This window comes from Actinomadura sp. SCN-SB (assembly GCF_043906805.1).
Lineage (GTDB): Bacteria > Actinomycetota > Actinomycetes > Streptosporangiales > Streptosporangiaceae > Spirillospora.
The window spans coordinates 68,727-82,939 of the sequence record NZ_JBIMPP010000023.1 but is presented as its reverse complement, the minus strand read 5'-3'; the positions used below and the strand labels follow the sequence as shown (position 1 = coordinate 82,939).

Below are 14,213 nucleotides of genomic sequence, written 5' to 3'. Positions count from 1 at the left end.
CAGGGCCTAGCAGCCGATGAGCTGGGCGGCGAGGAAGGACTCCACCTGCGCGATCGCGATGCGCTCCTGGCTCATGGTGTCGCGCTCCCGGACGGTCACCGCGTCGTCCTCCAGGGAGTCGAAGTCCACGGTGACGCAGAACGGGGTGCCGATCTCGTCCTGGCGGCGGTAGCGGCGGCCGATGGCGCCCGCGTCGTCGAACTCCACGTTCCAGTTGCGGCGCAGGGCGGCGGCCAGGTCACGGGCCTTCGGCGACAGGTCGGCGTTGCGCGACAGCGGCAGCACCGCGACCTTGACCGGGGCGAGGCGCCGGTCGAGCCGCATCACCGTGCGCTTCTCCATCTTGCCCTTGGCGTTGGGCGCCTCGTCCTCGGCGTAGGCGTCCAGCAGGAACGTCAGCGCGCAGCGGTCCACGCCGGCCGCGGGCTCGATCACGTACGGGACGAACCGCTCCCCCGCCTCCTGGTCGAAGAACGACAGGTCGGCGCCGGACGCCTTGGAGTGCGTGGTCAGGTCGTAGTCGGTGCGGTTGGCGATGCCCTCCAGCTCGCCCCACTCCGAGCCGACGAAGTCGAACCGGTACTCGATGTCGACCGTCCGCTTGGAGTAGTGCGACAGCTTCTCCTGCGGGTGCTCGTAGAGCCGCAGGTTGTCCTTGCTGATGCCCAGGTCGGTGTACCAGCGCATCCGCTCGTCGATCCAGTACTGGTGCCACTCCTCGTCCGTGCCGGGGCGGACGAAGAACTCCATCTCCATCTGCTCGAACTCGCGGGTCCTGAAGATGAAGTTGCCGGGCGTGATCTCGTTGCGGAAGGACTTGCCGATCTGCCCGATGCCGAACGGCACCTTGCGGCGCGCCGACTGCTGGACGTTGAGGTAGTTGATGAAGATGCCCTGGGCGGTCTCGGGACGCAGGTAGGCCAGGCCGGACTCGTCCTCGACCGGGCCCAGGTAGGTCTTGAGAAGCCCGTTGAACATCCGCGGCTCGGTGAAGGAGCCCTTGACCCCGCAGTTGGGGCAGGTGATGTCGGCCAGGCCGCCCTGGGGCTGCCTCCCGTGCTTCTCGGCGTACGCCTCCTCCAGGTGGTCGGCCCGGAAGCGCTTGTGGCAGGACTGGCACTCGGTCAGCGGGTCGACGAACGCCTGGACGTGGCCGCTGGCCTCCCACACCTCGCGGGCCAGGATCACCGACGAGTCGAGCCCGACGATGTCCTCGCGGCCCTGCACCATCGACTTCCACCACTGGCGCTTGACGTTGTTCTTCAGCTCCACGCCCAGTGGCCCGTAGTCCCAGGAGGCGCGCAGCCCGCCGTAGATCTCACTCGACGGGTAGACGAGGCCCCTGCGCTTGGCGAGGTTGACGATCGTGTCCAACACGTCGGAACGGCGTGCCATGAGCATTCTCCATCCAACTGGCGGTCGGTGGGATGTATCCGTACGCCCGGCCACGCGGGTCGCGAGGAGCGGCGGGCCGCGGTGCGTGTGATCCCCGGTGTCATGCTGCCGCGGAGCGCTGTCACCCCGGGCGCTCCATGAGCGTCCCCCAGCTTAGAGCACCTGCGGGGGCGCCCGTACGGGACGCGGCGGCACGTCGGCCCCGGGTTCGGCCGGTCAGTAGACCCGGCCGTCCACCTGGTTGCTGTCGATGTTGATCGTGACACCGCCGTGCGTCTCCTTGTGGCCGCCCCTGTACTGCTTGATACGGCGGTGCGGGCGCCACAGATCATCCGGGATCATCGGGTGGCCGTACAAGGCCGTCTTCCCGTCCCAGTGCGCGAACCACAGCGCGGTGGGACGGCGGATCCCCTTGGCATGGGCCAGGTCGCGTACGACCGAGCTCACGCTGCCGTAGACACCGGGCACGTACCGGAGGGCCTTGAGCTTCACGGTCCAGTTGTGGAGGAAGGTCATGACGGCCTTACGGCACGAGGAGTCGGCGGACCAGTAGTACTCCATGTCGTAGTAGATGGGCTTCCCCCGAGGTATGCCGAGGGCTTTGGCCTTGCGCACGGCGTCCACCGCGGCCTCACGGCCCTCTCGGGCGGCGGACCCGGCAGTGAACCTTGGCCTGTACCGAGCGCAGGGCGCCTGCGGGCCGACATAGGTCGGGATGAGCCGGTATCCCATGCCGCGTACGGAGCTCACCCAGGAACGGGTCAGGTTGGGCTGGGCGCAGGCACGGGCGGCGCCGCCGATGTAGATGTTGCTGACCTTGAACGAGGGACGCCAAGCCCGCATCGCGTGCAGGGAGGGTGCGGCGCAGGTGTCGAAGCCCTTCCCCTTGACCCAGGGCCGCTCCGGGTATCCCCCGGACTGCTCCGAGGGGTACCAGCCAGGGTCGGCCTCTTCGTCGCTCCAGCCCGGAAGGTAGCTCTCGATGTCGTCCGCAGGCGGCGGGTACTCGACGCTGGTGGAACGGATGAGGCGCTGGAGGTCCTCGGGACCGTCCCCGTACCGGCCGTTGATCGTGACCCCGGCCTCCGGGACGGTCAGCCGCGTCTGGTGGTCCACCGCCGGGCGTACGGTGTGGCGCGCCAGCCTGGCCGAGGCCCTCGCGGCGCCCCGCCGCCTCTCCGCGCCCCGGGACGCGGCCGGGGTGACGTGCAGGACGTCCTCCGCGCCCACCAGATGGGCGGGGCAGCCGGCCTGGGAGCCGGGCGAGCCGAGGTAGATCGCGCGCCGGTCGTACCGGACGCAGCGTTCCGGATCACGGTCGAGGCGGTGGACCCGCCAGCCGTCCGGGACGGGGATCCGCAGCCCGCGGTAGGTGACCGTCCGCGGCGCCCCCATGGTCTCCCGGGACGCGGTGTGCGCGGCGGCGCTCAGCGTGGCGGTCGCGTCTCCCGGGGACCGCGCGGAGGTCGCCGCGGGACCGGTGAGGAACGGCGAGACCGCCACGATTCCGAGGATTCCCCCGAGTACCGGCCCATGGCGCATCACAGCTCTCCCTACATGATCATGACGGGAGAGTTGATCACCGGTGACCGGAGGGCGAAAACCCGCCTCAGAGCTTCTTTGACGACCGTTGACCGGCGGAACGACCGGCGGTCCCGCCGCCCTCCTCGGGGCGGGAGACGACGATCTCGTAGGCGCCGGGCTCGTCGACGGCCATGGCGGCGAGCGGGATGAACGCCAGCCGCACCTCGTAGCCGCCCAGGGCGCGGCGGTAGAAGCCCGCGCCCTCCCATTCGGTCACCAGAGCCCACAGGCCGGGGTCGTCGACGGTGCGGGCCAGCCGTCCCGACCGGTAGCCGGGGCTGGCCGCGAGCGCGTCCAGCACGGCGGTCATCCGCTCGGCGAAGCCGGCGGCCTCGGGCCCGGGTACCCGGTAACGGGTTATCGCGATCACGTCTCCATCCTGGCACCGGCGCCCTCCTTGAGCGGACGGCGGCTACGTTGGGGCCCGTGAAGGGACGCGCGAACGTACCAGGCGGGGCGGGCCGCCCCCGCGGCCAGGAGCGGCACGGGCAGGCGCGGCACGAGGGGCTGCGCGGCGCGATCGAGCGCCGGAGCGCCGCGCCGCTGGTGTTCCTGGGCGGCCTGCCGCGCTGGCTCCCGCTGGTGGTGATCTTCGGGCTGCTGGTGGCCGGCATGGCCGGGACCGGCTGGGTGGGCGCGTCTGGGCTGCTGGTCCTGCTGGTCCTGCTGGCCTGGTTCGCCTACCTCAACTGGCCGGCGCTGGACGCGCGGGGACGGGCGCTGCGGCTGGCGGCGATGGTCGTCCTGGCGGCGTTCGCCGTGAGCCATCTGATCTAGGCGTCTCGTCCCGCTACCGCCTGATTTTGACAACGGTTTTCATTTTGGCCACACTTGGGGGGTGCTCACCATTCGCGGCCCTCGTGGTCTCCTCGGATCCCCCCGCGCCTCGCGCGGCTCCGTCCGCGTCGCCGGGCTGGCCCTCACCGGGCTCGCCGTCCTGGTCGGGACGGCCGCCTGCGGCGACTCCGGCACGTCCGGAGGGGGCGGCGGACAGGCCGAGATCGTCGCCTCGTTCTACCCGATGGCCTGGGTGGCCGGTAAGGTCGCCGGTCCGGACGGCTCCGTCCGGACCCTCACCAAGCCGGGCATCGAGCCGCACGACCTCGAACTCACCCCCCGCCAGGTCGCCGACATCGGCAAGGCCGATCTCGCCGTCTACGTGAGAGGCGTGCAGCCCGCCGTGGACGACGCCGTCACCGAGCACGCCAAGGACAAGTCCCTGGACGCCGCGAGCGTGGTCAAGACGCTGCCGCCTCCGTCGGGCGAGGAGGAGCACGAACACGGCGAAGAAGGCCACGCCGATGACGAGCCCACCTTCGACCCGCACATCTGGCTCGACCCCAGCCGCCTGGCCACCGTGGCCACCGCGCTGGGCGACCGGCTCGCCGCCGCCGACCCGCCGCACGCCGCGGGCTACAAGTCACGCGCCGCCGCGACCGCCGCCGAGCTGAACCGCCTGGACGGGGAGTTCCGGACGGGCCTGGCGTCCTGCACGCAGAAGACGATCGTGACCGCGCACGCCGCGTTCGGGTACCTCGCCGACCGGTACGGCCTGCGGCAGGTCTCCATCGCCGGGGTCGATCCGGCCGCCGAGCCGTCGCCGCGGCGGCTGGCCGAGCTGACCCAGCGGGTCAAGGCGGCCAAGGCCACCACGATCTTCACCGAGACGCTGGTCAGCCCGCGGGTCGCCGAGGCGCTCGCCCGCTCGGCCGGGGTGCGGACCGCGGTGCTCGACCCGGTCGAGGGCGTCGCCGCCGGTTCCTCCGCCGACTACCTCTCGATCATGCGCAAGAACCTCGCCACTCTGAAGCCCGCACTTGGATGCCCATGAAGCCCTTTCCACACGACGTCCGTCCTGACGGGCCGCCGCCCTTCGCGATGAGCGGCGGCGAGGTCCGGCTCGACGGCCGCGACGTGCTGCGCGGCATCGACCTGGTGGTCGCGCCCGGTGACCTGCTGGCCGTGCTCGGCCCCAACGGCGCCGGCAAGTCCACCCTGGTCAAGGCGCTGCTGGGGCTGCTGCCCCTGGCCGCGGGCCGTACCGAGATCTTCGGCGTCCCGCCGGCGCGGTTCCACGGCTGGCGGCGGATCGGGTACGTCCCGCAGCGGCTGCGCGTCGGGGGCGGGGTGCCCGCCACCGTCCGCGAGGTCGTGGCGTCCGGCCGGGTCGCCCGGCAGTCGCGCTGGCGGCCGTCCTCGGCCGCCGACCGGGCCGCGGTGGACCGCGCCCTGGAGATGGTCGGGCTCACGGGCCGCGCCCGCGACTCCGTCCACCATCTGTCGGGCGGGCAGCAGCAGCGGGCGCTGATCGCCCGCGCCCTCGCGGGCGAGCCCGACGTGTACGTGATGGACGAGCCCATGGCCGGGGTGGACGCGGCCAGCCAGGCGGCCCTGGCGGGCACGCTGCGCGAGCTGGCCGCCGAGGGCCGCACCGTGGTGCTGGTGGCGCACGAGCTGGGCCCGGTCGAGCCGCTGATCACCCGTACCGTCGTCCTGGACCACGGCCGTGTCGCCCGCGAGACGGGCCGCGCCCCGGCGGGGAGCGTGGCGTGATGGCCGACATGCTGCAGTACGACTTCATGCGGATCGCGCTGGCGATGGCGGTGCTGATCGGGCTGGCCGCGCCGGCGATCGGCACGTTCATCGTCCAGCGCGGGCTGTCGCTGCTCGGCGACGGCATCGGGCACATCGCGCTGACCGGGATCGGGCTCGGCCTGCTGACCGGGTCCTCGCCGGTCCTGGTCGCGCTGGTGGTGTCGGTGCTGGGCGCGGTCGCGATCGAGGTGCTTCGGGAGCGCAGCCGCAGCGGCGCGGACGTGGCGCTGGCCCTGCTGTTCTACGGCGGCCTGGCGGGCGGCGTGATCCTCACCAACGCCCAGGGCGGCGGCGCGAGCCTCCAGTCCTACCTGTTCGGCTCGATCAGCAGCGTGTCGGCGACGGACCTGTACGTGGTGGCGGGCCTGGCGGCGGCGGTGCTGGGCGTGGTGGCGCTGTTCGGCCGGGAGCTGTTCCTGCTCTGCCAGGACGAGCAGCTGGCCAGGGCGGCGGGCCTGCCCACCCGGTTCCTCAGCGTGCTGGTCGCCGCCACGGCCGCGGTCACGGTGGTGATCTCGATGCGCGCGATCGGGCTGCTGCTGGTCAGCGGGCTGATGATCGTCCCGGTGGCGGCCGCGCAGCAGCTGACCAGGGGATTCCGCGCCACGATGCTGCTGGCGATGGCGATCGGTGTACTGTCGGCGGTGTCCGGGCTCGCCGGGTCGTTCCAGTACGACCTGCCGCCCGGACCCTCGATCGTGCTGCTGGCGCTGGCGTTGTTCGTGATCGCGGTGATCGGGGGCGCGGTGCTGCGGCGCAGGCGCACGGTCGTCTCGCCCGCCGCTCCCGCGCGAGTGGAAGCCGAGGCGGAGGTGGTACGGGGATGACAACGACCCGCCGGAACGCGGTACGCGAGGCGCTGGCCTCCTGCGAGGGATTCCGCAGCGCCCAGGACATCTACGCCGACCTGAGGGCGGACGGCTCGAAGATCGGCCTCACCACCGTCTACCGGGCGCTCCAGGCGCTCAGCGACTCCGGCGAGGTGGACGTGCTCCGCACCGCCGAGGGCGAGGCCGTCTACCGCGCCTGCCGGTCCGAGGAGCACCACCACCACCTGGTGTGCCGCTCGTGCGGGCACACCATCGAGGTGGAGGGCCCGGCCGTGGAGAAGTGGGCGGAGGCCATCGCCGCCGAGCACGGGTTCGTCAACATCACCCACACCGTCGAGGTGTTCGGCACCTGCGGCGACTGCTCCCGCGCCGCGACCTGACCTTCCCGGCCGTTCCGGGCCCGATGCGCGACAATCGATCTCATGGCTACGACACGTATCGCGAACGCGCGCTGGGAAGGCCCGCTGATCGGCGGCCAGGGCCGGGTTTCGCTGGACTCCTCCAACATCGGCACCTTCGAGGTCACCTGGGCGTCCCGGGCCGAGCAGCCCGACGGGCGCACCAGCCCCGAGGAGATGATCGCCGGTGCCCACTCGACGTGCTACTCGATGGCCCTGTCGGCGGGCCTCGCCGGGGCGGGCACTCCCCCGGAGACCATCGACACCAAGGCCGAGGTGACCTTCCAGCCCGGCGAGGGCATCACCGGGATCCACCTGACCGTCCGCGCCTCCGTCCCGGGCATCTCCGCGTCCGACTTCGAGAAGGCCGCCCAGACCGCCAAGGAGAACTGCCCGGTCAGCAAGGCCCTGACCGGCACCAAGATCACCCTGGACGCCGCCCTGACCTGACCGCGCCCACAAACCCACACGGGGCGTAGCCCCAAGGGGGGTGCAGGGGGGCGAAGCCCCCCTGCCGGGGGTGTCGGGGGCAGAGCCCCTGACCGCGGCGAGAGGTCGCGGCCCGAAGCGAGCCCTGCGAGCGCAGGGACGCGGCCGCCGCGTCCCCGGGGGGCGTGGGGGGTCGCCCCCCACACGGTCGGGCGTGGGGGGTCGCCCCCCCACACGGTCACGCGTGGGGGGTTGCTCCCCCCACAGGATTCGGCAGTGCGCCTCCGTAACGGCGGTCTCGGGAGGCGTAGATCTCGCAGGCGTGCCAGAGGTGCCTGCGGTCGAAGTCGGGCCACAGGGTGTCGAGGAAGACCATTTCCGCGTAGGCCGACTGCCAGATGAGGAAGTTGGAGGTGCGCTGCTCGCCGGAGGAGCGCAGGAACAGGTCGACGTCGGGGATGCCGGGCTCGTCGAGGTAGCGGGCGAAGACCTTCTCGGTGATCTTGTCGGGGTTGAGGCGGCCGTCGCGGACGTCCCTGGCGATGGCCGCGGCGGCGTCGGCGATCTCGGCGCGCCCGCCGTAGTTCACGCAGAACTGGAGGGTGAGGACGTCGTTGTCGCGGGTCATCTCCTCGGCCGTCTCCAGCTCGCTGATCACGCTGCGCCAGAGCCGGGGGCGGCGGCCGGCCCAGCGCACCCGTACGCCCATCGCGTTCAGCTGGTCGCGGCGGCGCCGGATGACATCCCGGTTGAAGCCCATGAGGAAGCGCACCTCGTCCGGTGAGCGCTTCCAGTTCTCGGTGGAGAACGCGTACGCCGACAGGTAGGGGATGCCCAGCTCGATCGCGCCCATGATCACGTCGAAGAGGGAGCTCTCGCCCATCTTGTGGCCTTCGGTGCGGGGCAGTCCCCGTTCCTTGGCCCAGCGGCCGTTGCCGTCCATCACGATGGCGACGTGCCGGGGCACCAGGTCGGCGGGGATCGCGGGGGGGCGCGCGCCGTCCTTGTGCGGTTCCGGGGGCTGAACGGCCCTTCTCAAACTGACTCCCTGTCGCTCGGGTCCGGGGTGCGGCCGCGGGCCTGCGCGGCATCGTCCCGCTCCACGTGCCGCAGGGATCTGATGCCGTGCTCCAGGTGCCATTGCAGGTAGGCCGCGACCAGGCCGCTGCACTCTACCCGGTGCCGGGGGTCGCTCCCGTCTGCGTACTCCCAGTCGCCCCGCAGCAGCGCCAGCATCAGCGCGAACGTCGGCGGGGCGGGGGTCGCGGCGCCGGGGCGGCGGCAGCGCGCGCAGACGGCGCCGCCCGCGGCGATCGCGAAGCCGCGCAGCCGGCCCCGGTCGCCGCACCGGCAGCACTCGTCGATCGCCGGTGCCCAGCCCGCCACCGACAGCGACCGCAGCAGGAACGCGTCCAGGACGAGCCGGGGGTCGTGGGAGCGTTCGGCCAGCGTCCGCAGCCCGCCCACCAGCAGGAGGAACTGGCGCAGCGCGGGTTCGCCCTCCTCGGCGGTCAGCCGCTCCGCCGTCTCCAGCATCGCCGTCCCGGCCGTGTAGCGGGGGTAGTCGGTGACCAGCTGTTCCCCGTACGGCCGCAGCGTCTCGGCCTGGGTGATCAGGTCCAGCGAGCGGCGCTCGTAGAACTGGAGGTCGACGTGGGTGAACGGCTCCAGCCGCGCCCCGAACCTGGATGTGGTCTTGCGCACTCCCTTGGCCGCCGCGCGGATCCGGCCGGAGCGGCGGGTGAGCACCGTGATGATGCGGTCGGCCTCGCCCAGCTTCTGGGTGCGCAGGACGATGCCCTCGTCGCGGTACAGGCTCACGTCCCCATTGTCCCGCATCCGCCGTGTGCGATCACCGCCGCGCGATGGCGTGCCGGGCGGCGGAAAGGCCCATCCGTCGCACCCGGGCCCCTACCTCCCGAGAGCTGTCCATCACGGTATGTGACCGGAATTGGTCGTGAGAGTTGCGCGGAACCTGTGGCCTCCATCACAACGAGCTGTCAGCGTGTTGGCATGAGATGCACCATCGTGCCCCCACACATACTGGAAAGGGTCGCCGAAGCCGCCGAGAACCCGGCGCTGCGCGACCTCGCCCAGCGCTCTTTGGAAATCAGCTTCGCGCAGCGCGACGCGCGCGTCTCCTTCGCGGCCGCGCCCCCGGCGCCCAGCGCGGACTTCACACCTAAACGAACCGTTCACAACGCCAAGAACCAGGAGCGGCTCCCCGGGGAGAAGGCCCGTGGGGAGGGCGATCCGGCCACCGGTGACAGCGCCGTGGACCAGTCCTACGACTGGCTGGGCGTGACCTTCGACTTCTTCGAGGCGGCCTACCGGCGCGACTCCATCGACGGCGGGGGGCTCCCGCTCATCTCCACCGTCCACTACGGCCGCGACTACCAGAACGCGTTCTGGGACGGCCGGCAGATGGTCTACGGGGACGGCGACGGTGAGCTGTTCCTGGGCTTCACGGGCCCGCTCGACGTCACCGGGCACGAGCTGGCGCACGGCATCACGCAGTACACCGCCAAGCTGGAGTACCGGGACCAGCCGGGCGCGCTCAACGAGTCCGTCTCCGACGTCTTCGGCTCCTGCGTCAAGCAGTGGCATCTCGGCCAGACGGCCGACGAGGCCGACTGGCTGATCGGCCAGGGCCTGCTCGCCGAGGGCGTCAACGGCGTCGCGCTGCGGTCGCTGAAGGAGCCCGGCACCGCCTACGACGACCCGAGGCTCGGCAAGGACCCGCAGCCGGGTCACATGGACTCCTACAACCCCACCCGGCGCGACAACGGCGGCGTCCACATCAACTCGGGCATTCCCAACCGCGCCTTCTACCTGGCGGCCACCGCGATCGGCGGCCATTCCTGGGAGAAGGCCGGACGGGTCTGGTACGACACGCTGACCGGTGGCAAGATCTCCGCCACGACCGACTTCGCCGGGTTCGCCGCCGCCACCGTCGCCACGGCGACCGAGCTGTACGGGGGCGAGTCCGCGGAGACACGCGCGATAAGGGACGCATGGACGGGGGTAGGCGTCCAGCAGTGAGCGGAGGCGCCGGCGCGGCGCCTCACAGGTGACCGGGAGAGGGCGACCGGGAGAGACGGTGAAGGTGACAGTGGTTCGCAGCGGGGGGTTCGCGGGGATCGAGCAGCGCGGGCAATCCGACAGCGCCACCGATCCCATGCTGGCCGGGCTGGTCGACCGGGTGGATCTGTCCGCCGTGCCGCCGCCCGGCCGGATCCCCGACCAGTTCCTGTACGACATCGACATCGACGGCGACACCACGACCGTCGGGGAGGCCCAGCTGAAGGGGCCGTTGAGGGAACTGGTCCATCACGTGCTGGGGCAGGCGCACTGAGGGCGTGTCATCGCGGGTCACCCGCGATGACACGCCCTCGCGGGTTCATGATGCGCGCGCCACCCGGTTGACGGCCGACAGGATGGCCTTGAGGGACGCGGTGACGATGTTGCCGTCGATGCCCACGCCCCAGACGGTGGTGCCCTCCACGTCGCACTCCACGTAGGCGGCGGCGCGGGCGTCACCTCCGGCGCTCAGCGCGTGCTCGACGTAGTCCAGCACCCGTACGTGGACGCCGACGGAGGCGAGGGCGGACTCGAACGCCGACACCGGGCCGTTGCCGACGCCCTCGATCTCGCGGATCTCGCCGTCGATCCGGACGTCGCAGCTGAGCATGTCCTTCTCGTCCACCCGGGAGGACGCGCGGTGCGCCAGAAGCCCGACCCGGGGGCCGTTGGACAGGAACTCCCGCTCGAAGATCTCCCACATCCGCTCGGGCGTGACCTCGCCGCCCTCGGTGTCGGTGTGCCGCTGCACCACCCGGGAGAACTCGATCTGCAACCGGCGGGGCAGTTCCAGCGCGTGCTCGGTCTTCATGACGTAGGCGACGCCGCCCTTGCCGGACTGGCTGTTGACGCGGATGACCGCCTCGTAGGTGCGGCCGACGTCCTTGGGGTCGATCGGCAGGTACGGGACCTCCCAGCGGAACTCGTCCACCGGCACCCCGGCCGCCTCGGCGTCCTTGGCCAGGTGGTCGAACCCCTTGTTGATGGCGTCCTGGTGGGAGCCGGAGAAGGCGGTGTAGACCAGGTCGCCGCCGTAGGGGTGGCGCTCGTGCACCGGCAGTTGGTTGCAGTACTCGACGGTACGGCGGATCTCGTCGATGTCGGAGAAGTCGATCTTCGGGTCCACGCCCTGCGTGAACAGGTTCAGGCCCAGCGTGACCAGGCAGACGTTGCCGGTGCGCTCGCCGTTGCCGAACAGGCAGCCCTCGATGCGGTCGGCGCCGGCCATGTACCCCAGCTCGGCCGCGGCCACCGCGGTGCCCCGGTCGTTGTGCGGGTGCAGGGACAGCACGATCGAGTCGCGGTGGGCCAGGTTGCGGTGCATCCACTCGATCTGGTCGGCGTAGATGTTGGGGGTGGCCATCTCGACGGTGGCCGGCAGGTTGATGATGACCTTCCGGTCCGGGGTCGGCTTCCACACGTCGTTGACCGCGTCGCACACCTCGACCGCGTACTCCAGCTCGGTGCCGGTGAACGACTCCGGCGAGTACTCGAAGAAGATCTCGGTGTCGCCCATGTCCTCGGCCAGCTTCGCGCACAGCTTGGCGCCCTCGACGGCGATCGCGGTGATCCCGTCCTTGTCCTGGCCGAACACCACGCGGCGCTGCAGCGTGCTGGTGGAGTTGTAGAGGTGGACGATGGCCTGCCTGGCGCCGCGTACCGACTCGAAGGTCCGCTCGATCAGCTCCGGCCTGGCCTGGGTCAGCACCTGGATCACCACGTCGTCGGGGATCAGGTCGTCCTCGATGATCTGCCGGATGAAGTCGTAGTCGGTCTGGCTGGCGGCGGGGAAGCCGACCTCGATCTCCTTGTAGCCCATCCGCACCAGGAGCTGGAACATCTTCAGCTTGCGGTGGGAGTCCATCGGGTCGATCAGCGCCTGGTTGCCGTCCCGCAGGTCGACCGCGCACCAGCGCGGGGCCTCGGTGATCACCTTGTCCGGCCAGGTGCGGTCCGTCAGCTTGACGGGGGTGAAGGGGCGGTAGCGCTCGAACGGCATACCGGACGGTTGCTGCTGCGGATACATGATGGTTGCGATCCTCTGCTCGATCCCTGCGGCCGACGATCAACGTCGCGGAGCGAAGCCGTGCACGGAGAGGTCCCGCAGCGGGGGTGCCGACCGTTATGGGGCCCCGCTGCGGCCGCTAAGGAGGAGCAGCTCACGCAGCACGGTCGCCAAGCTAACAGATGACGCGCCTGTCACGGAAACCGATCCCGCTATCTGAGACGGTACGTGTCCTTCGTCACACGGCCGTCGCGGAGCCGTCACATGGCCGTCGCGGAGCCCGCGGCCCCGTCCGGGCGGCCATCGGGATCAGGACGGAAAGGCAGGTCACACACCCTTCCAGTGCCTCGAACTCGCCGATGTCGACCGTGGTGACCCGCCAGCCGTCGGCTCGCAGGAGCTCCGCGGTGCGCGGCGCCGACGCGGCCATCAGCACGTGCTCCGGGCCGAGTATCACCATGTGGACGCCGGTCGGCTCGGGCACCACCCGCAGGTAGGGGACGACGGAGGTGTCCACATGGCCGGGCAGGCCGATCAGGGAGCCGTCCGGCAGCGCCGACATGGCCGACTTCAGGTGCAGCACGCCGTCCAGCGCGACGGGCATGACCCGCCGCCCGCCCAGCAGGTGCGCGAGCCGGCAGACGCCCTCCTCGTTGGTGCGGAGACCGCGGCCCACGTAGACGGTGTCGCCCACCTGGAGGACGTCGCCGCCGTCCAGGGTGCCGGGTTCCTTGATCCGGTGCACCCGCAGCCCGAGGTCGCGGGCCGCCCGCTCGGCGCCGGGCAGCTCGGCGCGCCGCCGCGGCGCGCCCGACCGGCCGAGCACGGCCACGTCACCGGCCACCACCAGGGTGTCCTCCACGAACACCGCGTCCGGGCAGTCGTCGGCGGGTTCCACCTCGTGGATCGACCAGCCGGCGTCGCGCACGGCGTCCACGTAGGCGGCGTGCTGGCGGCGGGCCAGCGCCACGTCGATCGGGCGGCGCTCGACATGGGTGACGATGCCCTCGGCGAGCCGCGGCCCGGGTCGCCTCACCAGCGCGACGCCGGTTTCCCGCGGTCTCCCGCCGGGCGCCGGACCCGTCCTGTCGCCCATCGCGACGCTCCGTCAGCATGGGATTCGCGTGCACGGCCACTCTGATCGCACCTGAGGCGTCCCGCAACCCCGGCGGGCGGCCCGGCGTGTCAGCGCGCCGCGCCCTCCGCTGTGACGATCACACCGAGCGCGTGGGCGCGGGACATGCCCAGCAGGTCCGCGACCCGGTTCAGGGCCTGGCGTTCGGCGTCGCTCAGGGGTCCGTCGGCCAGCCCGACGCGGGTCGCCTGCGCCAGGAACCACTCCTTGGCCTCCGGCGTGAGCTGCGCGCCCGCCGTGGAGACGCGCCGTTCGAGGTGGGCGGCGTCGGTTCCCAGGTCGGCGTCGAGGCCCTGGTCGCCGTACCCGTGCTCCCCGTACCCCTGGACGGCCTCGGCCGCCCGCGCCCGCGCCGCGGGGTTCGCGGCGCCGCCGGCCCGCAGCACCAGCGCCGCGGCGGCGCGCATGCCCGCGGGCAGGGTCGCGGCCAGTTCCCGCGCGGTCGGCGCGTTCAGGACGTCGGTGGTGTACCGGGTCTTGCACGACCGGCACTCGACCACCTCGCCCACGCGTGTGAGCGGGATCACAGGGATGAAGAACAGGGTGAACCAGCGCCGTCCCGACCGGAGCCGGTACGGGCGGTCGCCGCCGTCGCGCGGGCAGTGAAAGGTCCCCTCGCCGACCGTGCGGAAGAACACCGACAGGCCGAAGATCAGCAACACCGGGACTCCCCCTCCGAAGCGGCCACCACCCTCCAACCTACCGACCGATCCTCGCCGTCCGCGGACCGATCCTTGACGCGCGCACCGCCGTCCGGCGCG

General features: G+C 71.8%; 16 protein-coding genes. 8 read left to right on the top strand and 8 right to left on the bottom strand.

What is annotated here, in order from left to right; genetic code table 11:
- Positions 1-6 precede the first annotated feature (6 nt).
- The 3 genes from ACGWYJ_RS17305 to ACGWYJ_RS17295 form a co-directional block, all read right to left on the bottom strand.
- Positions 7-1,395 (bottom strand): glycine--tRNA ligase, encoded by a 1,389-nt coding sequence (locus ACGWYJ_RS17305; RefSeq protein ID WP_395107004.1) that lies wholly within the window; start codon positions 1,393-1,395, stop codon positions 7-9.
- 216 nt (positions 1,396-1,611) lie between these two features.
- On the bottom strand, positions 1,612-2,898 hold the full coding sequence (locus ACGWYJ_RS17300) for a DUF1906 domain-containing protein (RefSeq protein WP_395107003.1): 1,287 nt from the start codon (positions 2,896-2,898) through the stop codon (positions 1,612-1,614).
- Positions 2,899-3,004: 106 nt separating this feature from the next.
- Positions 3,005-3,349 carry an antibiotic biosynthesis monooxygenase family protein gene (locus ACGWYJ_RS17295; RefSeq protein ID WP_395107002.1) on the bottom strand — a complete coding sequence of 115 codons (345 nt, stop codon included), beginning with the start codon at positions 3,347-3,349 and terminating at the stop codon, positions 3,005-3,007.
- Between the two features lie 56 nt (positions 3,350-3,405).
- Here ACGWYJ_RS17295 and ACGWYJ_RS17290 point away from each other — a divergent pair, with 56 nt between their 5' ends.
- The 6 genes from ACGWYJ_RS17290 to ACGWYJ_RS17265 all read left to right on the top strand — a co-directional run bounded on the left by ACGWYJ_RS17290 (position 3,406) and on the right by ACGWYJ_RS17265 (position 7,252).
- Positions 3,406-3,756 (top strand): DUF6703 family protein, encoded by a 351-nt coding sequence (locus ACGWYJ_RS17290; protein WP_395107001.1) that lies wholly within the window; start codon positions 3,406-3,408, stop codon positions 3,754-3,756.
- Positions 3,757-3,817: 61 nt separating this feature from the next.
- On the top strand, positions 3,818-4,810 hold the full coding sequence (locus ACGWYJ_RS17285) for a metal ABC transporter substrate-binding protein (RefSeq protein WP_395107000.1): 993 nt from the start codon (positions 3,818-3,820) through the stop codon (positions 4,808-4,810).
- The gene (locus tag ACGWYJ_RS17280; protein ID WP_395106999.1) at positions 4,807-5,532 is read left to right on the top strand and encodes a metal ABC transporter ATP-binding protein; all 726 of its coding nucleotides are present in this window, start codon (positions 4,807-4,809) and stop codon (positions 5,530-5,532) included. Before ACGWYJ_RS17285 ends, ACGWYJ_RS17280 begins: the two co-directional genes overlap by 4 nt.
- Positions 5,532-6,401 (top strand): metal ABC transporter permease, encoded by an 870-nt coding sequence (locus ACGWYJ_RS17275; protein ID WP_285694843.1) that lies wholly within the window; start codon positions 5,532-5,534, stop codon positions 6,399-6,401. Before ACGWYJ_RS17280 ends, ACGWYJ_RS17275 begins: the two co-directional genes overlap by 1 nt.
- On the top strand, positions 6,398-6,784 hold the full coding sequence (locus ACGWYJ_RS17270; RefSeq protein ID WP_285694844.1) for a Fur family transcriptional regulator: 387 nt from the start codon (positions 6,398-6,400) through the stop codon (positions 6,782-6,784). The genes ACGWYJ_RS17275 and ACGWYJ_RS17270 overlap by 4 nt, the downstream gene beginning before the upstream one ends.
- 42 nt (positions 6,785-6,826) lie before the next feature.
- Positions 6,827-7,252, top strand: a complete 426-nt coding sequence (locus tag ACGWYJ_RS17265; RefSeq protein ID WP_285694845.1) for an OsmC family protein — start codon at positions 6,827-6,829, stop codon at positions 7,250-7,252.
- Between the two features lie 217 nt (positions 7,253-7,469).
- Here ACGWYJ_RS17265 and ACGWYJ_RS17260 read toward each other — a convergent pair whose 3' ends face one another.
- Positions 7,470-8,270, bottom strand: coding sequence for an isoprenyl transferase (locus ACGWYJ_RS17260; RefSeq protein ID WP_395106998.1), 801 nt, complete (start codon positions 8,268-8,270; stop codon positions 7,470-7,472).
- Positions 8,267-9,052 (bottom strand): DNA repair protein RecO, encoded by a 786-nt coding sequence (gene recO, locus ACGWYJ_RS17255; protein ID WP_395106997.1) that lies wholly within the window; start codon positions 9,050-9,052, stop codon positions 8,267-8,269. The genes ACGWYJ_RS17260 and recO overlap by 4 nt, the downstream gene beginning before the upstream one ends.
- 192 nt (positions 9,053-9,244) lie before the next feature.
- Between recO and ACGWYJ_RS17250 the strand changes: the two genes are divergently transcribed.
- Positions 9,245-10,273, top strand: coding sequence for a M4 family metallopeptidase (locus ACGWYJ_RS17250; RefSeq protein WP_395106996.1), 1,029 nt, complete (start codon positions 9,245-9,247; stop codon positions 10,271-10,273).
- A 58-nt stretch (positions 10,274-10,331) separates the two neighbouring features.
- Positions 10,332-10,586, top strand: a complete 255-nt coding sequence (locus ACGWYJ_RS17245; RefSeq protein ID WP_285694849.1) for a protealysin inhibitor emfourin — start codon at positions 10,332-10,334, stop codon at positions 10,584-10,586.
- 45 nt (positions 10,587-10,631) lie between these two features.
- On the opposite strand, the gene leuA is transcribed toward ACGWYJ_RS17245, so the two are convergent.
- The 3 genes from leuA to ACGWYJ_RS17230 all read right to left on the bottom strand — a co-directional run bounded on the left by leuA (position 10,632) and on the right by ACGWYJ_RS17230 (position 14,114).
- Positions 10,632-12,338, bottom strand: coding sequence for a 2-isopropylmalate synthase (gene leuA / locus ACGWYJ_RS17240; protein ID WP_395106995.1), 1,707 nt, complete (start codon positions 12,336-12,338; stop codon positions 10,632-10,634).
- Positions 12,339-12,555: 217 nt separating this feature from the next.
- Positions 12,556-13,413 (bottom strand): dimethylargininase, encoded by an 858-nt coding sequence (gene ddaH, locus ACGWYJ_RS17235; RefSeq protein WP_395106994.1) that lies wholly within the window; start codon positions 13,411-13,413, stop codon positions 12,556-12,558.
- A gap of 89 nt (positions 13,414-13,502) precedes the next feature.
- Positions 13,503-14,114 (bottom strand): TerB family tellurite resistance protein, encoded by a 612-nt coding sequence (locus ACGWYJ_RS17230; protein ID WP_395106993.1) that lies wholly within the window; start codon positions 14,112-14,114, stop codon positions 13,503-13,505.
- Positions 14,115-14,213: the final 99 nt, after the last annotated feature.

Coding starts and splice junctions, on each gene's coding strand:
- ACGWYJ_RS17305 (WP_395107004.1), bottom strand. CDS start 1,395: ATGGCACGCCGTTCCGACGTGTTGGACACGATCGTCAACCTCGCCAAG.
- ACGWYJ_RS17280 (WP_395106999.1), top strand. CDS start 4,807: ATGAAGCCCTTTCCACACGACGTCCGTCCTGACGGGCCGCCGCCCTTC.
- ACGWYJ_RS17275 (WP_285694843.1), top strand. CDS start 5,532: ATGGCCGACATGCTGCAGTACGACTTCATGCGGATCGCGCTGGCGATG.
- ACGWYJ_RS17270 (WP_285694844.1), top strand. CDS start 6,398: ATGACAACGACCCGCCGGAACGCGGTACGCGAGGCGCTGGCCTCCTGC.
- ACGWYJ_RS17265 (WP_285694845.1), top strand. CDS start 6,827: ATGGCTACGACACGTATCGCGAACGCGCGCTGGGAAGGCCCGCTGATC.
- ACGWYJ_RS17250 (WP_395106996.1), top strand. CDS start 9,245: ATGAGATGCACCATCGTGCCCCCACACATACTGGAAAGGGTCGCCGAA.
- leuA (WP_395106995.1), bottom strand. CDS start 12,338: ATGTATCCGCAGCAGCAACCGTCCGGTATGCCGTTCGAGCGCTACCGC.
- ddaH (WP_395106994.1), bottom strand. CDS start 13,413: ATGGGCGACAGGACGGGTCCGGCGCCCGGCGGGAGACCGCGGGAAACC.